Genomic DNA, 17,171 nt, shown 5'->3' on the forward strand with positions numbered 1-17,171 from the left:
GAACTTCTTGCCTGATTTTATAATTTTGTCATTAACAAAAGCACAAGCTATACAAGAAGCGTATTATTTTAAAGATTAAAAATTATCAAAACCAGACTTAAGCCTTAATTTGCAGTAAAATTTGTAAAGCAGAAATAAGGACACATTTGCGAAAAGTTATACCATATTTGAACTTTGAACTGCAATGGCCAACAGTGATCGGTGCCTAATAAAATTACAGTGCCCCATAAATGCCCCTCGGGCTATAGTATAAAATAAATATTGAGGTTCTATATATAGATTTACAATTAACCCATAGGATTAATATTCTTATGTTGTCATTTTTGACTATTTGTTATAGGATGCTGGCATAATGACTTATGTTGTTTCTGTATGGCTAGTATTGAAGAAAGGGTTAGTAAAGAAGGCAAAATTAGTTATAGAGTTAAAGTAAGACTTAAAGGTTCCCCCATTCAACAAGCAACTTTTGATAGAAAAACTGACGCCCGCCGATGGGCTCAACAAACCGAAGCAGCAATCCGTGAAGGTCGACATTTTAAAACCACTGAAGCTAAACGTAGAACTCTTAGTGAACTGATTGAACGATATATTAAAGAAGTAATTCCTCTTAAACCCAAGAATAGCAAGAATACTGTTCTCCATCTTAAATGGTGGCAACGTGAATTAGGACAGTACAGCTTAGCTGATGTTTCTCCTGCTCTTATAGCTGAAAGAAGAGACAAACTTTCATCTGAGAAGACCACACGCAATAAATTACGCTCCCCCTCTACAGTAGTGCGCTATTTGGCTGCACTATCTCATGCCTTAACTATAGCAGTGAAAGAATGGGGATGGATTGAAGATTCTCCTATACGTCGAGTTACAAAACCTAAAGAACCACGTGGTCGTGTTCGCTTTTTATCGGATGATGAGCGCAGGCGCTTATTAGATGAATGTAGAAAAAGTGAGAGCCAGTATCTCTACATTGCAGTTGTTCTTGCTCTTTCAACTGGTGCTAGAAAAATGGAACTTATGGGATTACGTTGGAAAGATATTGATTTCAACCGACAAGTTATTACTCTACATGAAACCAAAAATGGTGAGAGACGCGTATTGCCGTTAACGGGGCACGCTTTAGAATTAATTAAAGAGCTAGCTAAAGTCCAACGCCTAGATTGTGATTTTATATTTCCCAACCATCAATTTACCAAGCCAATTGATCTTCGTACACCTTTTGAAAACGCATTAAAACGTGCTGAGATTACTGATTTCCGATGGCATGACTTAAGGCATAGCTGTGCTTCTTATCTCGCAATGAATAATGCAAGCTTAGCAGAAATTGCTGAAATTCTGGGGCATAAGACTCTTCAAATGGTTAAACGATATGCTCATCTATCCGATGCCCATACTAGTAAAGTTGTAGCCCGAATGAATGAACAAATATTTAACAATTAACTTGGAAATGAAATGGATGTAACAGTACCTCAGGTTAAGATGCTACATTTAAAACAGTTATTAGAGCGCTGGCCTCACTATTCCTTAGATAATATTTATGATTTAGCAAATCAAGGTTACTTTGGACTATATGTTAAGTCACTCGCAAAAAAGAAAGTCACTTATCATATTAATCCTTATCTTGACAAATTAATTGGTGCTGCAAAGAAAAGATATGATGAATTACAAGGTTATATCAATCAAAAAAAAGAAATCATTTCTTACTTTAGTGAGAGGAGTTACTTACTCAACTCCCTAAAGGGGTTCGATCGACTTGCAACTAAAACAGAAACTGAATTGTTTCCTCTTACTCAAACCAGTTCTGTTAAGGATTTGATTGAGTTTAATAGAATTAATTATCTAGATTTCAACAATACCTTTGGTTTTCAAGGTCCCTTGTCTGATCCACACGCCAATTCTTATCTTTTAGCTCAACAAACAAGTGCAACTCACCAACTTCCTCAAGATTATAAAAGCCATTTTACAGAGAAGGATGTGTATGTATTGCTCGATCAGATAGAGCATTTTGAGTTAACCGAGGTTTATAAAAAAACTTATAGCAAATCTAGTTACAAAAATTCAAATGAACACCCTAATCAAGCTCTATCATTTGTAATTAATAATGATGTCAAGGATTCGATACTCACCTCGTCCGATAATCCAAGCGCTGTTAAAGAATATCAGAATTTATTCATCAAATCGGATAGCTATTATGAAATCCACTATATCAACCACAAAACTATAATAAAAGCATCTAAGGGATTAATTTATATTGAGAATCTAGTTAAAAATCCTGGTAGAGATTTCCATGTCAATGACTTAGAAAAACTTATTAACAAACCTCCTCATAGTGAGGTTGCTAATTTAATTGATCTAAATGAATCCAATACACATGTTGAGGTTCACTCTTCACAAAAAATGATTGATAAAAAAGCAATACTAGCAATTAAAAATAAAATCGCTGAGCTCAATGATAAAATAGAATTAGAAAAGGAAATTCTTAATAGAGAGGAAATCGAACGCTTAGAAGAAATCAGACAGTTTTATTTAGATTATCTGAGTAACTCAAGCATAAAATCAATGCCTAAAAATTTTAATAAACCTACAGAAAAGGTCAGAAAAAGAGTATTTTTGAACATAAGAAACGCAATTAAAACCATCAACATTAACAACCCATTACACATGCACTTAATTAAATCAATCAAGACTGGAGAATTTTGCGTTTATAAGCCAGATAAAGATACAAACTGGATTTTTAGCTACCCAACTTAAGGTGAAGTTAATTGCCGATTTTAAATGCAATTTCTATTAAATTATTCACGCTATTCCTCATTATGTAAATTGCTAAATTAATTTTAGCAATTTGCTAATAAATTTTTAGCGCCTTATCTCCTGCAACACATAACAAAACGTCATGTGTACCAATTGGTATTAATTTAAGGAGATAAATAATGCTAACAACAGAACCAAAGCGACTTGCGCGAGTAAAAAAAATTCCCGAAATTTACCCAGCCTTTACTGAATCTTCAATTAGATGGCTTATTTTCAATGAGCATCAAAATGGCTTTTCACGCTGCATTAGGCGAATTGGTAAAAAAATTTTATTAGATTTAGACCAGTTTGAATCATGGATTGATGAGCGATGCCAAGGAGATATCAGATGAACATAAAGATAAGCCCAAATAAACTGAGCAGCCATAATTATACGCGCTCATATAATAATTCAATCAAGTCTCAGCATGCAAGAATTTTTGCTCATTTCAAGGTTTGCCCGCGCTTAGCCATCATCGAAGCTCGCAACAAGTATGGAACTCTTCATCCAGGGGGTCGAATCAGGAAGCGAAGAAAAGAAGGCTATGACATCCAAACTAATTGGATATATGAAACTGATTTTACGGGTATAACTCATCACCTATACCTTTATATCTATAACGAAAGGAATTAATAGATATGAAAAATCCAAATTTAATAGGCTCAATCGATAAATTACGAGAATTAAGTTCCATCTTATGGATGACTAATAACTCTAACCAATCCATAGAACAGCTAAAAATCAATGCGATTTTAAATAGGAACTGTTTAAGTTTACAACAAAAAATCATTGAACAATTAGCTAACGAAATTCAAAAGGAAGACGAACATGCCTAGAAATCGAATGATTAAATGTGAGTATTGGACAAGTGAGCAAGTTTTATCTTGCTCACCTCTTGCAAGGTTATTATTTATAGGGATGTGGAATTTTTCTGATGATAAAGGTATTCATCCAGCATCTTACATAAGGTTAAAAGCTGAGATTTTTCCGGGTGATAATTTTTCAATTACAGAGATAAAATCTCTTGTTGATGAGTTAATTAACAGTAGTTTACTAATCGAATATGAAGTTGATGAGGGGAAATATTGGTTAGTTACTGGATGGAAAAAACATCAAAAAATAGACAAACCAACGTATCGTTTTCCCCTCCCTCCTCCAAGTAAAATTGGAATTAGTCAAAAACCTATCAGCGAGTACTCGACTAGTAATATAAGAGTTTTAGGCGATGACGCAACTAATACTCATCAAGAGGTAGCGACGAAAGAAAAAGAAAAGAAAGAAAAAGAAATAAATAATATAGGTGAAGTTGAAACTTCACCTGTTGATGTTGCTCAAACTGACATTCCTATTTTTGTGAAAGAGATTTTTCAGTATTGGCAAACAACCATGGATCACCCAAGAGCGAAACTAGATAGAAAACGCAAAAATTCAATTAAACAGGCTTTGAAATTAGGTTACACACCTGACGAACTAAAAAAAGCTATTGATGGCTGCGCGAGCACTCCTTATAACATGGGAAAAAATGACCGTAATCATATTTATGATGATATTAACCTGATTTTCCGTGATGCAGATCATATCGAGCGGTTTATAAATAATGCTAATAAAAGTACTGCACAGCGTGAGCTTAGTAGAGCAAGCAGTTTAATGGCGGGGGTAATCTAACATGATAACTGCTAAAGAAATCTCACAGCAGCTTGCACAACGCGCAGAAGATATTGCTAGATACTTACTCCCAAATGGAAAGAAATCCGGTTCTGAATGGTGCATTGGTAATATTTACGGTGAACCTGGAGAATCACTTGGTGTACATCTCACGGGCGAGAAAGCTGGTATATGGTCAGATTTTGCAGATGGTATTAGTGGTGATCTACTCGATCTTTGGGCTGCAGCGCGTCAATTAACCCTTGCTGAAGCTATTAAAGAAGCTACCCGCTATCTTGGTATATCTACACCAAAATTTAACGGGCATAAGCCTTCTAGTTATAGCAGACCTAAATTAAAAAATACTACTGAGCTGGCTTTAACATCGTCAGTTATGAATTATTTAGTTAATGAAAGGAAACTGAAACCTGAAATTGTTAGACTCTATAAAATTGGTGAGCGCAATAAAGAAGTTCTTTTTCCTTATTGGCGTAATAATGAGTTAATACTTATAAAATACTTGAAATTAGCTCGTGTTAATAACAAGAAGCGGATTACGGTTGAACCAAATTGCGAACCCTGCTTGTTTGGCTGGGATCAAATATCAACTAATGCGCGCACTGTAACGATATGCGAAGGAGAAATCGATGCGATGACTCTTTATCAATACGGCATACCTGCTCTATCTGTTCCATTTGGAGGAGGCGGCGGTGATAAACAACGTTGGATTGAATTTGAGTTTGAGCGCTTAGCTATTTTTGATCAGCTCTATCTTTGCTTCGATGAAGATAAAGAAGGCCATAAGGCTATCTTGGAAATAGTTAATAGATTAGGACAACATCGCTGCCATATTGTTAAGTTACCTTATAAAGATGCTAATGAATGCTTACAAGCTGATGTTTCTAGAGAAGTTATTCATCGTTGCTTTGAGGAAGCTAGAACGCTTGAGCCAGAGGAATTAAAGTCTGCCCGTGAATTTGTTAATCAAGTCATTGATGAGTTTTACCCCTCACCGGGCGTCCATATTGGATATCATACCCCGTGGGAAAAAGCTAATGGGAGAATTCTGTTCCGCCCGGATGAGCTTTCAGTTTGGACAGGAATAAATGGACATGGGAAAAGCCAGATTCTAGGGCAAGTAATTCTTCATTTAATGAAACAAGGCGCACGAGTTTGTATAGCTAGCTTAGAAATTAAGCCAAAACGTTTATTAATGCGCCTAACCCGTCAAGCCAGTGCACTAGCTACTCCTTCAATTGAATATATACATGCCATTCATGAATGGTTTGAAAATAAATTGTGGCTATTTGATCTCGTTGGCACAGCAAAATTAACGCGTTTACTAGACGTTTTTCTATATGCTCACCAACGTTATGGCGTAGATGTTTTTGTTATTGATTCCCTAATGAAATTAGATATTTGTGAAGATGACTATAAAACACAAAAAGCTCTTATGGAGCAACTCTGTGATTTTAAAAATCAACACAATTGTCAAATTCACCTTGTTATACATCCAAGAAAAACAAATGATGAATCACAGCCTCCAGGGAAGCTAGATATTAAGGGGACCGGAGCAATTAGTGATTTAGCTGATAACTGCTTTAGTATTTGGAGAAATAAGAAAAAAGAGGAATTAATCCAGGCCCAATCAACCGGTGCAAAATTAGATAAGGCTGAATTAGAGATTGTTCAAGCCTCAGATTGTAAATTAATTTGCACCAAACAACGTAATGGCGATTGGGAGGGAAGTTTCGGGTTCTGGTTTCACCCGGCTTCATTACAATACTTACCTAAACTTACTAGTAAGCCTACTAGAGTTGTTGAATATTCAGTCTGTAATAATTGAGCTGTTAATTGGAACATTGTGTAATTCAGGTAAGGAAGTTAATTCCCTACATTAAATTTAACGTAACTAATTATTTGGATTTACTTTAAACCGAAATAGCTATTTTTTAACTATTATTTAGGAATTAATACCATGAACAAACAACCAGAATATTCGCAAGAACTCTGCACTAAATTACTTCCTTTATTTCAAGAGGGCCGTGCTATTATAGAGGTATGTCAGGCGCTTGGGATAACTAAAAATACCTATTACCAATGGAAAGCAGATCACTTAGATTTTCGTGAGGCTGCTGATTTTGCAGAGGAAGCTTCAGAAGCTGCGCTTTTAAAGCTAGGTCGTATTGCATTATTTTCAAATGGAAAAATTAAATTAGATAATACTCTTTATTCCTTTATTCTGAAAACACGCTTCGGCTACCAAGAGACAAAAGAGATTCTTTCTGCTACAGAATCTGAAAAAGGTCAGCCTATATCTATAAATTTTAATGTATTGCCCCCTGTTGGTGAAGTAACAATAACCAATGCAAATCCAGATTTTTAAGAAATGAACAAGTGCATTAAAAACTAAAAGTAGTGATGGTGTATTATAATTGATAAGGCTATTACCTGTAGAAAACAGGAAATTAACAGAGAAAATAGTGAAATTTAAACCAGGAACAAGTGGCAATCCATATGGGCGCCCAAAGGGCTCCCGCAACACACAAACCAAGTTAATAAAATTACTTGAGCTTCATGCTGAGAAATTAATAAATAAAATGGTCGCAGAGGCTTTAGATGGAGATCCAGCTGCCCTACGATTGTGCATTGAGAGGCTTTTACCAAAAGCAAGACAAAAGAATATTGAAATTGATCCTGCCGTGCTCAGCGAACAAGAGATAGCTTCTCAAAAAAATATTTTCAATTTGATTTTAAATGAAATCTTGGCAGGTAACATCAACCCAGATGACGGAAAAAAAATTATTAGCCTAATTGAAGAACAACGATTAAGAACTGAACTATTTTGATTCAATATTATGACATTCCTAAATGTCATCTAAAGTTGTTGCATTTAATAATTTATTTCTGAGAGTATATCTATGGTTTTGAGGCGCTTTTACTTTACCATTTTTATTTAGAGTAACGGCCTTAATTTCTTCTATTTTTTCAAAATTGATAAACCATTTTCCGGTATTCCCCCAAGGCTCAATGGATTTTATCTTTGCTAAATGAGTAATAGCTGAAATAGGTGACACACGATAGCAAGCAATGTACTTTATCCTTTCTCTCATGGAGCTTTCCAACCGGAGACCATAATACCGGTTTTCATTTAAAAAATTCTGAAACCATTTTTCTCTAATGGGAACAACAATAGTATCAATTTCGAATAGATTAATATTTTTAATTCGAGCTACACCATTATTATCTTCAATAACATCTTGTAGAAATGGGGTGAAATGAAAAATATAATTGCTATTAGCGCTCTTATAACGAGCTAAGTACAGAACATCAACAGTTACTTTAAGTCTAGGAATAACAAAATTTTCTAAGGCAATATGCTCCTCATCAATGATTACAAGAATAGAAAGAAGATTTTCTATCAAGCAATCAAGGAAATGGTCAAAATTTCTATATTTATGTAAAGAGATGTAAATGTCACATATATTTTTTAATTCATAATTATTATTTAGTTCATTAAATAGAATATTCCTAACTTTTCTTGGATCTGCATCAAATGAAGTAAAAAATCCAATAATTTGTGCAGCAATATGCTTAATTGCATCATGCCTACTTAATTCATTTTCAACAAAATATAATCGTGGAATCTTGTTATTTAAGTCTAATAAATACCCATCAGGAATATTCTGATAAATTCCTTTTTTACCAATTTTTTTCTTTATATCTAGATAGATTCTATTATCTCCAAAAAGATCAAATTTAACTATTTGAATTGCTTGCTCAAGCTCTGCTTCGTTTGCAAATGGATCTAATTGGTACAAGCCATTATTTGTATAAAGGGTATTCATGAATGCCTCTACAATCTTATAATAACAAAACGCTTTGATACTCATAGTCCGTGGTTCTATAAGTATACCACTTATATGCTTATTGGATGAATAAAAAACATCCATTTCTTATCAGACTAGGCTCTAGAATAAGGGAACTTCGTAAGATTCAAGGGTTCTCTCAAGAGGGTTTTGCTGCTGAGGTTGGAATAGATAGAACTTATATGGGTAGCGTGGAGCGTGGTGAAAGAAACATTGCTGCATTAAACCTTATTCGAATAGCCAAAACCCTAAAAGTAGAAGTCGGTGAACTTTTTCCTGCTATTAGAGATCTTAATATTGAGTAATTCATATTAGTATCTTCTGTAATATTATTACCTTAAAAATGTACAATCACTATGTAACTAAATAAGTTACTACAGCACTTTGCATGGGACACTGGTGGGGCACTTAGAAATAAAAAACAGCAGTAATCTACAATAGATAGGAACAATAGTCTTAAGCTAACTTATTGATTAAATTATTTGTATTTGTTATGATTGATGGCCATTTGTTAATCTCATATAACTCATAATCCGTTGGTCCTAGGTTCAAGTCCTAGTGGGCCCACCAATAAAATCAAGTAGTTACGTAAGTTTCAGAAAAATTCAAAAAAGCCATGTAGACGCAATGTAGACATTTCGCCTCCCCAAATCAATCTTTTGCTATAATTCAAATATAAATATCTTTAGGTAATAATAATGAAAGCTATAATGAGTAAGCGAGCTAAAGAAATACTAAGCGATCCGGATAAAAGAAAAGATTTTTTAGAGGGGCTAAACAATTTACATAAATCTAATAAGGGTAGTATTGATATACTAATAGGCGAAAATAATTTTAAATTAAAATTTGTAAATGCTTGGGGCGATCGAAGAAAAAATAAATAGGGATAAAACATGAACCTTGCATTTCCAGCCCTCCTAATATTTTTATTAATAATGCCTGGATTGTTCTTTATTAACTCTTATTACAAATTTGATTACCAAGATATAAATTTTGTGCCTTTAGGGCAGAAAACCGCATTAGCGCTTCTTGTAGCATTAGTTCTACATGCTTTATCAATATTATTATTAGAAAAAATTATTCTCCTACATATTGATTCAACTAAATTTATCAAACTAATCGCAAATCAAGACTCTAATACTATAAACATTAATTCCAATGAGCTTATTTATACAATCATATATATTATTATATTGTGTACTGTTGGCTTCTTTTTAGGAGTTTTGACTCGTAAAATTATAACTTATTATAAATTAGACAAAAAAATAAAGTGGTTAAGACTTAATAATAAATGGGTTTATTTCTTTAAAGCCTATGATTTCTTTGAAGAAGAGCCCGACTTAATCGAAATTTTTGCTATGATTGAGACTGGCGAAGGATGCTATATATATATAAAGGATTACTTGAAGATTACTCACTAAATAGTAAAGGTGAGATTGAAACCTTAATCCTATCCTCCGCAGCACGCACTCTTACAGGTCAATTATCTACAGAACACTCAAATTCGCCAAAATTAACTAATGAAATTATTTCTTTAGATTCTTTCCATTCGATTGATGGAGATTATTTCATATTAAAATATGCAGAAATAGTAAATTTAAATATTTTCTTTATAACTGTTGCAGATTTAAAAAATTTCCATCTCAGATACAAGTAGATATAGACTTTGTTCTGGAAGACAACAATATCAAACTTCCTTTACTTAATTAGCATGGTTAGCCTTAATGAAGCGCAGAGTAAGGAAGTTTATTTCTTGCCTTTCCAGTTAGGCATATAAAGTAAATTTAGACTCAGTTTATCTTGTAATTACCTGTAAAAGATTCCAATTTTATTGATATCTTATCAAAAACCATAGGGACAAAAGGGACTTGTGGGAAACCCGCGTTAGCATTGAGTTATAGCGACCCTCAACCTATTTTATACTGTGGGGCGCAAGGGACATTTAAATATATTAACGACCTCGATCAAGGAATCTTTCCTGTTGCTTATTGCCAATTTCCTCTATTTTTACTAACAATTGCGGCAGCCAACGTAGCCTTAATACAGCGTAGCGTAATCAAGATTTCTTTCCTTTTCTTTCAGTTAATTTTTTTATGTTCTAGCTAGCATACCCCCGATACAGGCGCAGCCGTAATCCATGATATTGGGCTTCGAACATCCCGAATTTCGTTGCACTTCATCCGGGCTATGCTTGCTAAATAAGTAATCTATAATAAGAGTTACTTTATTGAAGGGAATCAGCATGAGTATTTTTATAAGTTACAGCAGTAATGATAGGGAAATAGTCCATAAAATTGCTCAACAATTAGTCATAAATAAAGTGCACATTTGGATCGATGAATATGAACTTAACATTGGCGACTCTTTAATAGATAAAATTCAATCAGCAATCAATGAAGCTAGCGCACTAATTGTTGCCCTATCTCAATCATCTGTAAAATCTGCATGGTGTCAAAAAGAGTTAAACTCCGCTCTTATGAGAGAACTTCAAGCAAACAATAAGATACTTATTTTACCTTTATTGCTTGAAGAATGCGAAGTACCTCTTTTTCTTCAAGAAAAATTATATGCTGATTTTAGGACGGATTTTGATACAGGTCTTCATAAGTTAATCACATCTTTATCGAGGTTTTCAAATCCTCACCAGCAAACTTTTTACAAGGAAAATGAATTATATGATTGAGCAGTGGATTGGGGGAAAAATTCAAATAAATTATTTTTCATTCGTCATACAATAATTCACTCTTTCACCAATTTTAACTTTAAATTCTTAGTTGAGATTAAAATTGATTGCAATAAACAAGAGACAACTAGATCCTTAAATATGATCAAACAAGGAAAAGCCCAAGAGTGTATATTTTTACCAACATTGGCGCTATATTTTTATTTTAATAGACACGAATCAAGACTTCTTATTGAAAATCAAATGCCACAGGAATATAAATTAAAAATCAATGATACGAATTCAAAAAAGGAATGGAAAATTATAATTTCCGTCAGAAAAGTTGGTGAAGATAATGGACACAATCACCTCATTGATATAAAAAACTACATCGAAGAAATACTTAACTACATTAAACGTTTTAATTCATAAACAATTATCTGCGTCACTGCAATTTCCCTGCAGTGACGCAGGAATTCCCCAAACGCTACAACCCAGAAAAATCAAGCCTGAAACCAACCTCGGTCCTATAGCGCAAATCGCAATAGAACAAAATGACGACTTAAAAAGCGTGGCCTCAGCAGGCTACGCTTGCTTCTAGCAATATTATTTATGAAAACGCAACATCATGACGATTAGAATAATCATAATCTTTGAGAGAATCATGTAAGCGAGTACCAGAGCGATAACTACTAGCAGCTAACGCACTATGACCTTTAGCTCGGGTATGAATTGAAACACGGGCAAAAGCAATCGCCATGAAACCACCAAAATAAAAGTGCTCCATCATTGCTTTTAGAAGAAAAAAATTCCTATCCATGCGGAATTTTTTTGTAAGACTCGGGCCAAGATTAGCAAACATTCGAATGAATGTATATTGCGCCCTTAGAATTCTTCGGGATGTTGAGAGGCTTAACTAAAAGGCTTTTAATAAAAAGATAGTAAAGCATCGCAAGAATAAATTAGCTTTTCTGAATTAATTTTAGTTATCTATAGATTTGTACTCTTGATGAATAGTCTTAATCTGCTCTTGCTTATAATTTTCATTACGTAATAATAGAAAACCTTTTTGGTTACGTTCACAATGATAATAGTAATGCTTCTTCTTTAGCTCATTTAATTCAGCTTCAGTAGGCTTTATACATCCTGTAAATTTTCCAATCTTAAAAAGCGCAATCAACCATCCAGAAATAATTATGAGCCAATTTAGCCAATTTATACCTAACGCTATTATTTCTATTATTAAAGGAAATAAAATTACACTTATACCGTATATTAAAATAAGTCTTTTCTGTAATTTGGCCTCTCTAATAAACATACTTTTAGCCTTATCAGGATCAAATTCTGTAACTGGTAAGTCTTTATATACATTCTTTTGATATTGTGGGGTTTTCTGAACATCTGGAAATTCGTCATCTTTCAACAAATCCCATTTAGCAGTAATTTCACGTGATTCTAGGTTTATGAAGCCAGATAGTGAAGAGCAAAGTGTATCATCAAGATAGATTAAATCTCCTGAATGATTGAAGGCAGACACCATCTGCGGAATAGGATATTTTTCTAGCCAAATATAAAATTCTTTTTCAATATCATTCCTTGCAGTATTAAAATTAATTTTTTCTTCTAAATATATAAGATTAACTATAGCAAGAAAATTGTTGTCATTCGCTGGATAATATTCTACAAAATAATCTGTACGTTTTTCTTTAATTACTTCTCTTATATAATATCTATTGCTTTCTTTACTATCCATGTAAATAGGCTCCTTAGCTAAACGACTTATCTTAAGTTTAATATAAGGCCAGAAACCAGTATGCACAAATTTTGTTAAGCCAGAGCATACTACGCCCTCTTAAGTTCTCAAATACTCTGGCTTTATCAATTACTATGACTAAGCAATAGATATCATGCTTCACTCCAAATTTTGTCCGTAAACACATACAACCTTGGCGTACCCACTCCCCTAATCCGTGGTTTATGCGACGCCTTACCATCCGGCGCAGGCTTCAACCAACCAGCATTGATTAGCACTCGAGTCACCATTCTTGGTTCAAATCCTTTGCATAACTCATTCCTATAGACTTCTGGCAGAACCATAAAAATGCGATACCCTTCATCATCTGTACGGTAAAACCCAGCGCGATTTAATATGCGCTCATTATTTGGCGCACGAACATTATCAAATCGACTTGGTCCATAGGATTCAAAAAAAGCACGTACTTGTGCTAATATGGCTCGGTCTTCACGGTTTCCGTTTATGCCAAAATCCTCTAGCCAGGATTGAAAGCATTTTTGAGCTGCACGACATGACTCACCAGTTTGCCAGCCAGTTAAACCAAATTGGCTGGCTAGCTCACCTGCTGCAGCGACTAGTGCAAACCTTCTTGCTACACGTATCATTTGGCCAGTGGCCTCTGGTGTAATCACTTTTTCTACGAATTGCTTAGTCATATTAGTTATTGCTGGGATAATAGTTAATCGGTTGGCTACAACACTCTGTAGCCAAGCCATACCTACAGCACCATAATATTGGCTAGCAAATTCTTTGAGATTTAAAGCCATGGTTGCAGGCGTTAGTTGATTATGGAGTGTTTCAAACAATCCCATACCTGCACCTGCGTCAGCTTCAATATCAGCAAGCCTTATTTCTTGTCCAGCATTAGCCCGAATCCCTGCTTTAGCCATAAGAGCCGTTAATGATTCTTCACCAGCTGAGAGAACAAATACAGACCATGAGGAAGATTGCTTAACCGTTCCAGCTCGAGAAGCACGCGTTTTTCCTTGACCATTAGCAAGAAGATAAGCTGCCTCCCCTGCTTCTCTTGGGTCAACTTGGCTTAACTCATCAAGAATAAGTAAGCCATCATTATGCAAAGCAGCTAGGCCTTCTAGTCCATTTGACGTACTGCGCCATAAACGGCAGTAAGATTTAGGATTTCCCCAAACAGAAGCGGCTACTTTTAGCGCGGTACTCTTACCAGATGATGACGCACCACGCAAATGAAAGCCACCAGAATCTTCACCTACAAGCTTTGCCAGAGCAGGAGCAAATGCAGTAGCTATAGCAAAAACTAGGCGTGAATTACCAGATGCTAGCTTGCCAATAGAGTTACGCCAATCCTCTACTGTTCCTGACACTGACAAAGCAGGCTCAATTGCATGTGTATTCTGAAAAACGACCTTTTCAGCAGTATTGCCAATTGTTTCATTAGCCGTTACAAAAACATCTTCATACCAACCTAACTTATCAACGCAGCGTGCGCGTGCTTCAACGGGACAGATTTGTAAATAAGACGTCAGCAACTCTCTTGCTGATTTACTAGGTGATATAGCCACACCTAACCTAGCCAACTCACGTCTGACCTCTGAAACATCGCCTTGCAACATCGCTAACGGCATAGCCCACTGATGAATAATGCCATCTTCATCTTGCCATTGGAGTAATCGGCCCCATTCTCCACTTTTAGCATCACGGGTTTTAGCTATGATATACAAAGGTGAACAAAGCCAGCGTGGCGGAAGTTGATTGCCATCCTTATCGCTAGCGGTAAAAAATACGCCTTTATCAGTTAACTTAAAATAACCTCCGGCATAGCCACAAACGACAGAACGATATTTTGCAGCATTGATTAATGTAATATTATTCTTTGACATAAAGCATTCTCCAATCAGCATTAATGGAAAACCAAGCTCGACACCGGATAATTTTCCATTAATGCGAAAACAACAATAAAATTGATTTGTTAACTTAGGCTGATAACTGCCCTTGATGAGTGGTTGAACAATAAACTCTTTGTTGCTGGAGAAAATCAAGTACATCACTTTTGCGATATAAGACTCTGCCACCAATTTTTAGGTAAGGAACGCCACTACCTGCCCAGCGATTACGCTCAAGTAATTGCGTAGAGCAGCTCAATACAGCAGCAATAATTTGTTGATTAAATAAGGCAGAAAGGGGTGCAGATTCAAATTCGTTTAAAAGATCTAGGCGTGATAGTTTTTGTAAAGACATAAAAAGGAACCTCGTCAATTGATTTCATTTCAGCGTAATGCCGACCAGTCGCATCCTGCGTAATGAATATCACTTGTTTACCGGGTTCAATTTCAGATAAAACGATGATAATTCTTTTCCATTAACTACTAGCCTTTAAGGCCATGAGCACTAATAAATTAGCTCGAGGCAAATATGCAGAAAATTTAAAAGGTTGTCAAGAGATGTAGATCTGATTAAAAGATATGATAGGGTATTATTCAAATGATATTGAAGTTTAAATGTCCCCTAGCCCCATTTTTGCAAATGAAAGCAGGGACGTTTAAACTCAATACTGATGCGGGTTTCCCACAAGTCCCCTTTGTCCCTGCATTTTTTTATATAAGTGAATATAACTTCAAATTATTCGATTTATTTTAGTGTAAAAAACATTAATAATTACTTTATATTCCATAACAGCCGAAGCTTAATTCCATTTTAGCCGAGACTAGATTCCATATTAGACGAAAGTTTCATCTATTTGGATGTACATTTTTATATCACTCTTGACGTTACCATTTTGGTAACATATAATTTATATTTATGAGAATAATAGCAAAAAGCCAATTAAAGAAATATTGGGAACAGCCGGGGAATGAGAAGTCTAAGCCTTACTTAAATGAATGGTACCATTTTTGTTTAAAACAAAGTTGGAGGACACCTCAAGATATTAAAGACACGCTCAGAAATGCTTCATTTATTGCTAATGAAAGGGTTGTCTTTAATGTTAAAGGAAATGCGTATCGTATTATTTGTGCTGTGGACTACCCTAGAATGGCTATGTTTATTAAATTTGTCGGCACTCATAAAGAATATGATCGAGTTAATGCCGCGGAGGTAGAACTAAATGATTAAACCTATACATAATGAGACTGATTATCAGCAAGCTCTTAAGCGCATTGAATCACTATGGGGTGCAAAAGAAGATTCCCCAGAAGGAGATGAGCTTGATATCCTGCTTGTTTTAGTAGAAGCATATGAAAATAAACACTATCCTATGCCGCCCTCAGATCCCGTAGATGCAATTTTCTTTTTAATGGACCAAATGAATTTAACCAGGAAAGATTTAGAACCGTTTCTTGGCCCTAGAAGCCGCGTCAGTGATGTTCTAAATAGGAAGCGCAGTTTAACCCTACCTCAAATCGTTAAACTACATAAGGAATTACATATTCCCTATGAAAGTTTGATTGAAGAAAGACACTACTTATAAAATAATGAATGTCGCCTAATAAGAGACATTTATCTACAAAATAGATAAATTTAACGTTGGCAGTCTATTTATCCTTCCAACCATGTGCGAGTCTTTCCAACTCTATATAGTTATTATTTCTTGTATCCCGGGCTTGTAATACTCAGCTTTACCAGCCTTCATAATTAAGTTAGTCCTTGGCTGATATTCAGCACCACTATGCGTGTGCCTACAACCGGTAGCTAGAATGTTCTCATAGTATTTTTGATGAACTTCAACTTCTAGAAAATTGAGATAAATATCTGTTAACCACGCCAATTTCATTTTGGATGCCTTATTTATTATTGTGCAAGTCTTTCTATTCGTTCTATGACAGTTTGAACACGTTGCATTGTCACTGGCCCGTCACTGACATGGCCAGGTAGTGACAACATGAATTGATCGTTCTTTAAAAATTCATTGAATATTAATTTCAAATGAGATTTTAAATCATCTTTAGAAGCTTGTACTTGTTCGCCAATATCAACACAGCCGGATATTACCGTTATAATGTCTTCAAGATCATGACTGCCAAGAAAGTCATTATTTCCTCTTGATTTAAATGCCTCAATTTTAGTGGCTAAAAAATACGGGGCTGTCACCGATTTAATCTTGATATCATCTGTAATCTGATGAGCAACAGCATGTTGAATAGCTTTTTTATACCATTCATTTCCCCAACCTAAGATTTTTTCGTCAGTCGGCATAACATCCAGTATAATGTCATCATAATGCCAACGACAGGTAACATCATCTTGTATCGAACGGTGAAAGCCTTTTTCTTTTAGCTTTTCCTCAAACTTGTAATACTGTCCTAAAGATAAGACATCAATAATACAATCCACGTCCAGTGTTGGCCGAACATCCAGAGAAAGCGGATCATTGATAAAAAGTGCAGTGGTGCAGCCACCTAGATAGACCACTTCATCGTTCAATTCGCCAAGTCTTCGCGC

23 protein-coding genes are annotated in these 17,171 nt (G+C 35.1%); 16 read left to right on the top strand and 7 right to left on the bottom strand.

Going from position 1 to position 17,171, the window contains the following annotated elements:
- Positions 1-372: 372 nt before the first annotated feature.
- From E1P04_RS01575 to E1P04_RS01615, 9 genes are all read left to right on the top strand, one after another.
- Entirely contained in the window at positions 373-1,434 is a 1,062-nt protein-coding gene (locus E1P04_RS01575) for a tyrosine-type recombinase/integrase (RefSeq protein ID WP_131781169.1), read from the top strand.
- Between the two features lie 12 nt (positions 1,435-1,446).
- Entirely contained in the window at positions 1,447-2,745 is a 1,299-nt protein-coding gene (locus E1P04_RS01580; protein WP_131781170.1) for a hypothetical protein, read from the top strand.
- A 179-nt stretch (positions 2,746-2,924) separates the two neighbouring features.
- Entirely contained in the window at positions 2,925-3,137 is a 213-nt protein-coding gene (locus E1P04_RS01585; protein WP_131781171.1) for a hypothetical protein, read from the top strand.
- Positions 3,134-3,418 carry a helix-turn-helix domain-containing protein gene (locus E1P04_RS18330; protein ID WP_427853028.1) on the top strand — a complete coding sequence of 95 codons (285 nt, stop codon included), beginning with the start codon at positions 3,134-3,136 and terminating at the stop codon, positions 3,416-3,418. Before E1P04_RS01585 ends, E1P04_RS18330 begins: the two co-directional genes overlap by 4 nt.
- A 5-nt stretch (positions 3,419-3,423) precedes the next feature.
- On the top strand, positions 3,424-3,621 hold the full coding sequence (locus tag E1P04_RS01595; RefSeq protein WP_131781173.1) for a hypothetical protein: 198 nt from the start codon (positions 3,424-3,426) through the stop codon (positions 3,619-3,621).
- Positions 3,614-4,450: a hypothetical protein gene (locus tag E1P04_RS01600; RefSeq protein WP_131781174.1), complete on the top strand. Its 837-nt coding sequence runs from the start codon at positions 3,614-3,616 to the stop codon at positions 4,448-4,450. Before E1P04_RS01595 ends, E1P04_RS01600 begins: the two co-directional genes overlap by 8 nt.
- 1 nt (position 4,451) lies before the next feature.
- The gene (locus tag E1P04_RS01605) at positions 4,452-6,275 is read left to right on the top strand and encodes a toprim domain-containing protein (RefSeq protein ID WP_131781175.1); all 1,824 of its coding nucleotides are present in this window, start codon (positions 4,452-4,454) and stop codon (positions 6,273-6,275) included.
- A 132-nt stretch (positions 6,276-6,407) separates the two neighbouring features.
- Positions 6,408-6,815 (top strand): transposase, encoded by a 408-nt coding sequence (locus tag E1P04_RS01610; RefSeq protein WP_131781176.1) that lies wholly within the window; start codon positions 6,408-6,410, stop codon positions 6,813-6,815.
- Between the two features lie 97 nt (positions 6,816-6,912).
- Positions 6,913-7,278: a DUF5681 domain-containing protein gene (locus E1P04_RS01615; protein WP_131781177.1), complete on the top strand. Its 366-nt coding sequence runs from the start codon at positions 6,913-6,915 to the stop codon at positions 7,276-7,278.
- An 18-nt stretch (positions 7,279-7,296) separates the two neighbouring features.
- On the opposite strand, the gene E1P04_RS01620 is transcribed toward E1P04_RS01615, so the two are convergent.
- Positions 7,297-8,277, bottom strand: coding sequence for a hypothetical protein (locus E1P04_RS01620; protein ID WP_131781178.1), 981 nt, complete (start codon positions 8,275-8,277; stop codon positions 7,297-7,299).
- An 86-nt stretch (positions 8,278-8,363) separates the two neighbouring features.
- Here E1P04_RS01620 and E1P04_RS01625 point away from each other — a divergent pair, with 86 nt between their 5' ends.
- The 5 genes from E1P04_RS01625 to E1P04_RS01645 all read left to right on the top strand — a co-directional run bounded on the left by E1P04_RS01625 (position 8,364) and on the right by E1P04_RS01645 (position 11,392).
- Positions 8,364-8,603 carry a helix-turn-helix domain-containing protein gene (locus tag E1P04_RS01625; RefSeq protein ID WP_131781179.1) on the top strand — a complete coding sequence of 80 codons (240 nt, stop codon included), beginning with the start codon at positions 8,364-8,366 and terminating at the stop codon, positions 8,601-8,603.
- 393 nt (positions 8,604-8,996) lie between these two features.
- Positions 8,997-9,182 carry a hypothetical protein gene (locus E1P04_RS01630; protein ID WP_131781180.1) on the top strand — a complete coding sequence of 62 codons (186 nt, stop codon included), beginning with the start codon at positions 8,997-8,999 and terminating at the stop codon, positions 9,180-9,182.
- A gap of 9 nt (positions 9,183-9,191) precedes the next feature.
- Complete coding sequence (locus E1P04_RS01635; RefSeq protein ID WP_131781181.1) at positions 9,192-9,719, top strand: hypothetical protein; 528 nt, start codon at positions 9,192-9,194, stop codon at positions 9,717-9,719.
- A gap of 821 nt (positions 9,720-10,540) precedes the next feature.
- Positions 10,541-10,981 carry a toll/interleukin-1 receptor domain-containing protein gene (locus E1P04_RS01640; RefSeq protein ID WP_131781182.1) on the top strand — a complete coding sequence of 147 codons (441 nt, stop codon included), beginning with the start codon at positions 10,541-10,543 and terminating at the stop codon, positions 10,979-10,981.
- Positions 10,982-10,984: 3 nt separating this feature from the next.
- On the top strand, positions 10,985-11,392 hold the full coding sequence (locus tag E1P04_RS01645) for a hypothetical protein (RefSeq protein WP_165482647.1): 408 nt from the start codon (positions 10,985-10,987) through the stop codon (positions 11,390-11,392).
- Between the two features lie 178 nt (positions 11,393-11,570).
- Here E1P04_RS01645 and E1P04_RS01650 read toward each other — a convergent pair whose 3' ends face one another.
- The 4 genes from E1P04_RS01650 to E1P04_RS01665 all read right to left on the bottom strand — a co-directional run bounded on the left by E1P04_RS01650 (position 11,571) and on the right by E1P04_RS01665 (position 14,972).
- Positions 11,571-11,780 carry a hypothetical protein gene (locus E1P04_RS01650; protein WP_131781184.1) on the bottom strand — a complete coding sequence of 70 codons (210 nt, stop codon included), beginning with the start codon at positions 11,778-11,780 and terminating at the stop codon, positions 11,571-11,573.
- 162 nt (positions 11,781-11,942) lie between these two features.
- The gene (locus tag E1P04_RS01655; RefSeq protein ID WP_131781185.1) at positions 11,943-12,713 is read right to left on the bottom strand and encodes a hypothetical protein; all 771 of its coding nucleotides are present in this window, start codon (positions 12,711-12,713) and stop codon (positions 11,943-11,945) included.
- 152 nt (positions 12,714-12,865) lie between these two features.
- On the bottom strand, positions 12,866-14,614 hold the full coding sequence (locus E1P04_RS01660) for a DUF927 domain-containing protein (RefSeq protein WP_131781186.1): 1,749 nt from the start codon (positions 14,612-14,614) through the stop codon (positions 12,866-12,868).
- A 94-nt stretch (positions 14,615-14,708) separates the two neighbouring features.
- A complete protein-coding gene (locus E1P04_RS01665; RefSeq protein WP_131781187.1) occupies positions 14,709-14,972 on the bottom strand; it encodes a MerR family transcriptional regulator in 264 nt (87 codons plus the stop codon).
- Between the two features lie 561 nt (positions 14,973-15,533).
- Between E1P04_RS01665 and E1P04_RS01670 the strand changes: the two genes are divergently transcribed.
- Both E1P04_RS01670 and E1P04_RS01675 read left to right on the top strand, forming a co-directional pair.
- The gene (locus E1P04_RS01670; protein ID WP_131781188.1) at positions 15,534-15,845 is read left to right on the top strand and encodes a type II toxin-antitoxin system HigB family toxin; all 312 of its coding nucleotides are present in this window, start codon (positions 15,534-15,536) and stop codon (positions 15,843-15,845) included.
- Positions 15,838-16,200 (top strand): helix-turn-helix domain-containing protein, encoded by a 363-nt coding sequence (locus tag E1P04_RS01675; RefSeq protein WP_131781189.1) that lies wholly within the window; start codon positions 15,838-15,840, stop codon positions 16,198-16,200. Before E1P04_RS01670 ends, E1P04_RS01675 begins: the two co-directional genes overlap by 8 nt.
- 102 nt (positions 16,201-16,302) lie before the next feature.
- Here E1P04_RS01675 and E1P04_RS17955 read toward each other — a convergent pair whose 3' ends face one another.
- Positions 16,303-16,503: a hypothetical protein gene (locus E1P04_RS17955; protein ID WP_131781190.1), complete on the bottom strand. Its 201-nt coding sequence runs from the start codon at positions 16,501-16,503 to the stop codon at positions 16,303-16,305.
- A 17-nt stretch (positions 16,504-16,520) separates the two neighbouring features.
- Complete coding sequence (locus E1P04_RS01685) at positions 16,521-17,141, bottom strand: hypothetical protein (RefSeq protein ID WP_242604363.1); 621 nt, start codon at positions 17,139-17,141, stop codon at positions 16,521-16,523.
- Between the last annotated feature and the right edge of the window lie 30 nt (positions 17,142-17,171).

This window comes from Legionella gresilensis (assembly GCF_900639865.1).
Taxonomy (GTDB): domain Bacteria; phylum Pseudomonadota; class Gammaproteobacteria; order Legionellales; family Legionellaceae; genus Legionella_C; species Legionella_C gresilensis.

What these genes read in the sequence shown, in the direction of transcription:
- E1P04_RS01575 (WP_131781169.1), top strand. Translation starts at nt 373, where the DNA reads ATGGCTAGTATTGAAGAAAGGGTTAGTAAAGAAGGCAAAATTAGTTAT.
- E1P04_RS01580 (WP_131781170.1), top strand. Translation starts at nt 1,447, where the DNA reads ATGGATGTAACAGTACCTCAGGTTAAGATGCTACATTTAAAACAGTTA.
- E1P04_RS01585 (WP_131781171.1), top strand. Translation starts at nt 2,925, where the DNA reads ATGCTAACAACAGAACCAAAGCGACTTGCGCGAGTAAAAAAAATTCCC.
- E1P04_RS18330 (WP_427853028.1), top strand. Translation starts at nt 3,134, where the DNA reads ATGAACATAAAGATAAGCCCAAATAAACTGAGCAGCCATAATTATACG.
- E1P04_RS01595 (WP_131781173.1), top strand. Translation starts at nt 3,424, where the DNA reads ATGAAAAATCCAAATTTAATAGGCTCAATCGATAAATTACGAGAATTA.
- E1P04_RS01600 (WP_131781174.1), top strand. Translation starts at nt 3,614, where the DNA reads ATGCCTAGAAATCGAATGATTAAATGTGAGTATTGGACAAGTGAGCAA.
- E1P04_RS01605 (WP_131781175.1), top strand. Translation starts at nt 4,452, where the DNA reads ATGATAACTGCTAAAGAAATCTCACAGCAGCTTGCACAACGCGCAGAA.
- E1P04_RS01610 (WP_131781176.1), top strand. Translation starts at nt 6,408, where the DNA reads ATGAACAAACAACCAGAATATTCGCAAGAACTCTGCACTAAATTACTT.
- E1P04_RS01620 (WP_131781178.1), bottom strand. Translation starts at nt 8,277, where the DNA reads ATGAATACCCTTTATACAAATAATGGCTTGTACCAATTAGATCCATTT.
- E1P04_RS01625 (WP_131781179.1), top strand. Translation starts at nt 8,364, where the DNA reads ATGAATAAAAAACATCCATTTCTTATCAGACTAGGCTCTAGAATAAGG.
- E1P04_RS01630 (WP_131781180.1), top strand. Translation starts at nt 8,997, where the DNA reads ATGAAAGCTATAATGAGTAAGCGAGCTAAAGAAATACTAAGCGATCCG.
- E1P04_RS01635 (WP_131781181.1), top strand. Translation starts at nt 9,192, where the DNA reads ATGAACCTTGCATTTCCAGCCCTCCTAATATTTTTATTAATAATGCCT.
- E1P04_RS01640 (WP_131781182.1), top strand. Translation starts at nt 10,541, where the DNA reads ATGAGTATTTTTATAAGTTACAGCAGTAATGATAGGGAAATAGTCCAT.
- E1P04_RS01650 (WP_131781184.1), bottom strand. Translation starts at nt 11,780, where the DNA reads ATGGATAGGAATTTTTTTCTTCTAAAAGCAATGATGGAGCACTTTTAT.
- E1P04_RS01655 (WP_131781185.1), bottom strand. Translation starts at nt 12,713, where the DNA reads ATGGATAGTAAAGAAAGCAATAGATATTATATAAGAGAAGTAATTAAA.
- E1P04_RS01660 (WP_131781186.1), bottom strand. Translation starts at nt 14,614, where the DNA reads ATGTCAAAGAATAATATTACATTAATCAATGCTGCAAAATATCGTTCT.
- E1P04_RS01665 (WP_131781187.1), bottom strand. Translation starts at nt 14,972, where the DNA reads ATGTCTTTACAAAAACTATCACGCCTAGATCTTTTAAACGAATTTGAA.
- E1P04_RS01670 (WP_131781188.1), top strand. Translation starts at nt 15,534, where the DNA reads ATGAGAATAATAGCAAAAAGCCAATTAAAGAAATATTGGGAACAGCCG.
- E1P04_RS01675 (WP_131781189.1), top strand. Translation starts at nt 15,838, where the DNA reads ATGATTAAACCTATACATAATGAGACTGATTATCAGCAAGCTCTTAAG.
- E1P04_RS17955 (WP_131781190.1), bottom strand. Translation starts at nt 16,503, where the DNA reads ATGAAATTGGCGTGGTTAACAGATATTTATCTCAATTTTCTAGAAGTT.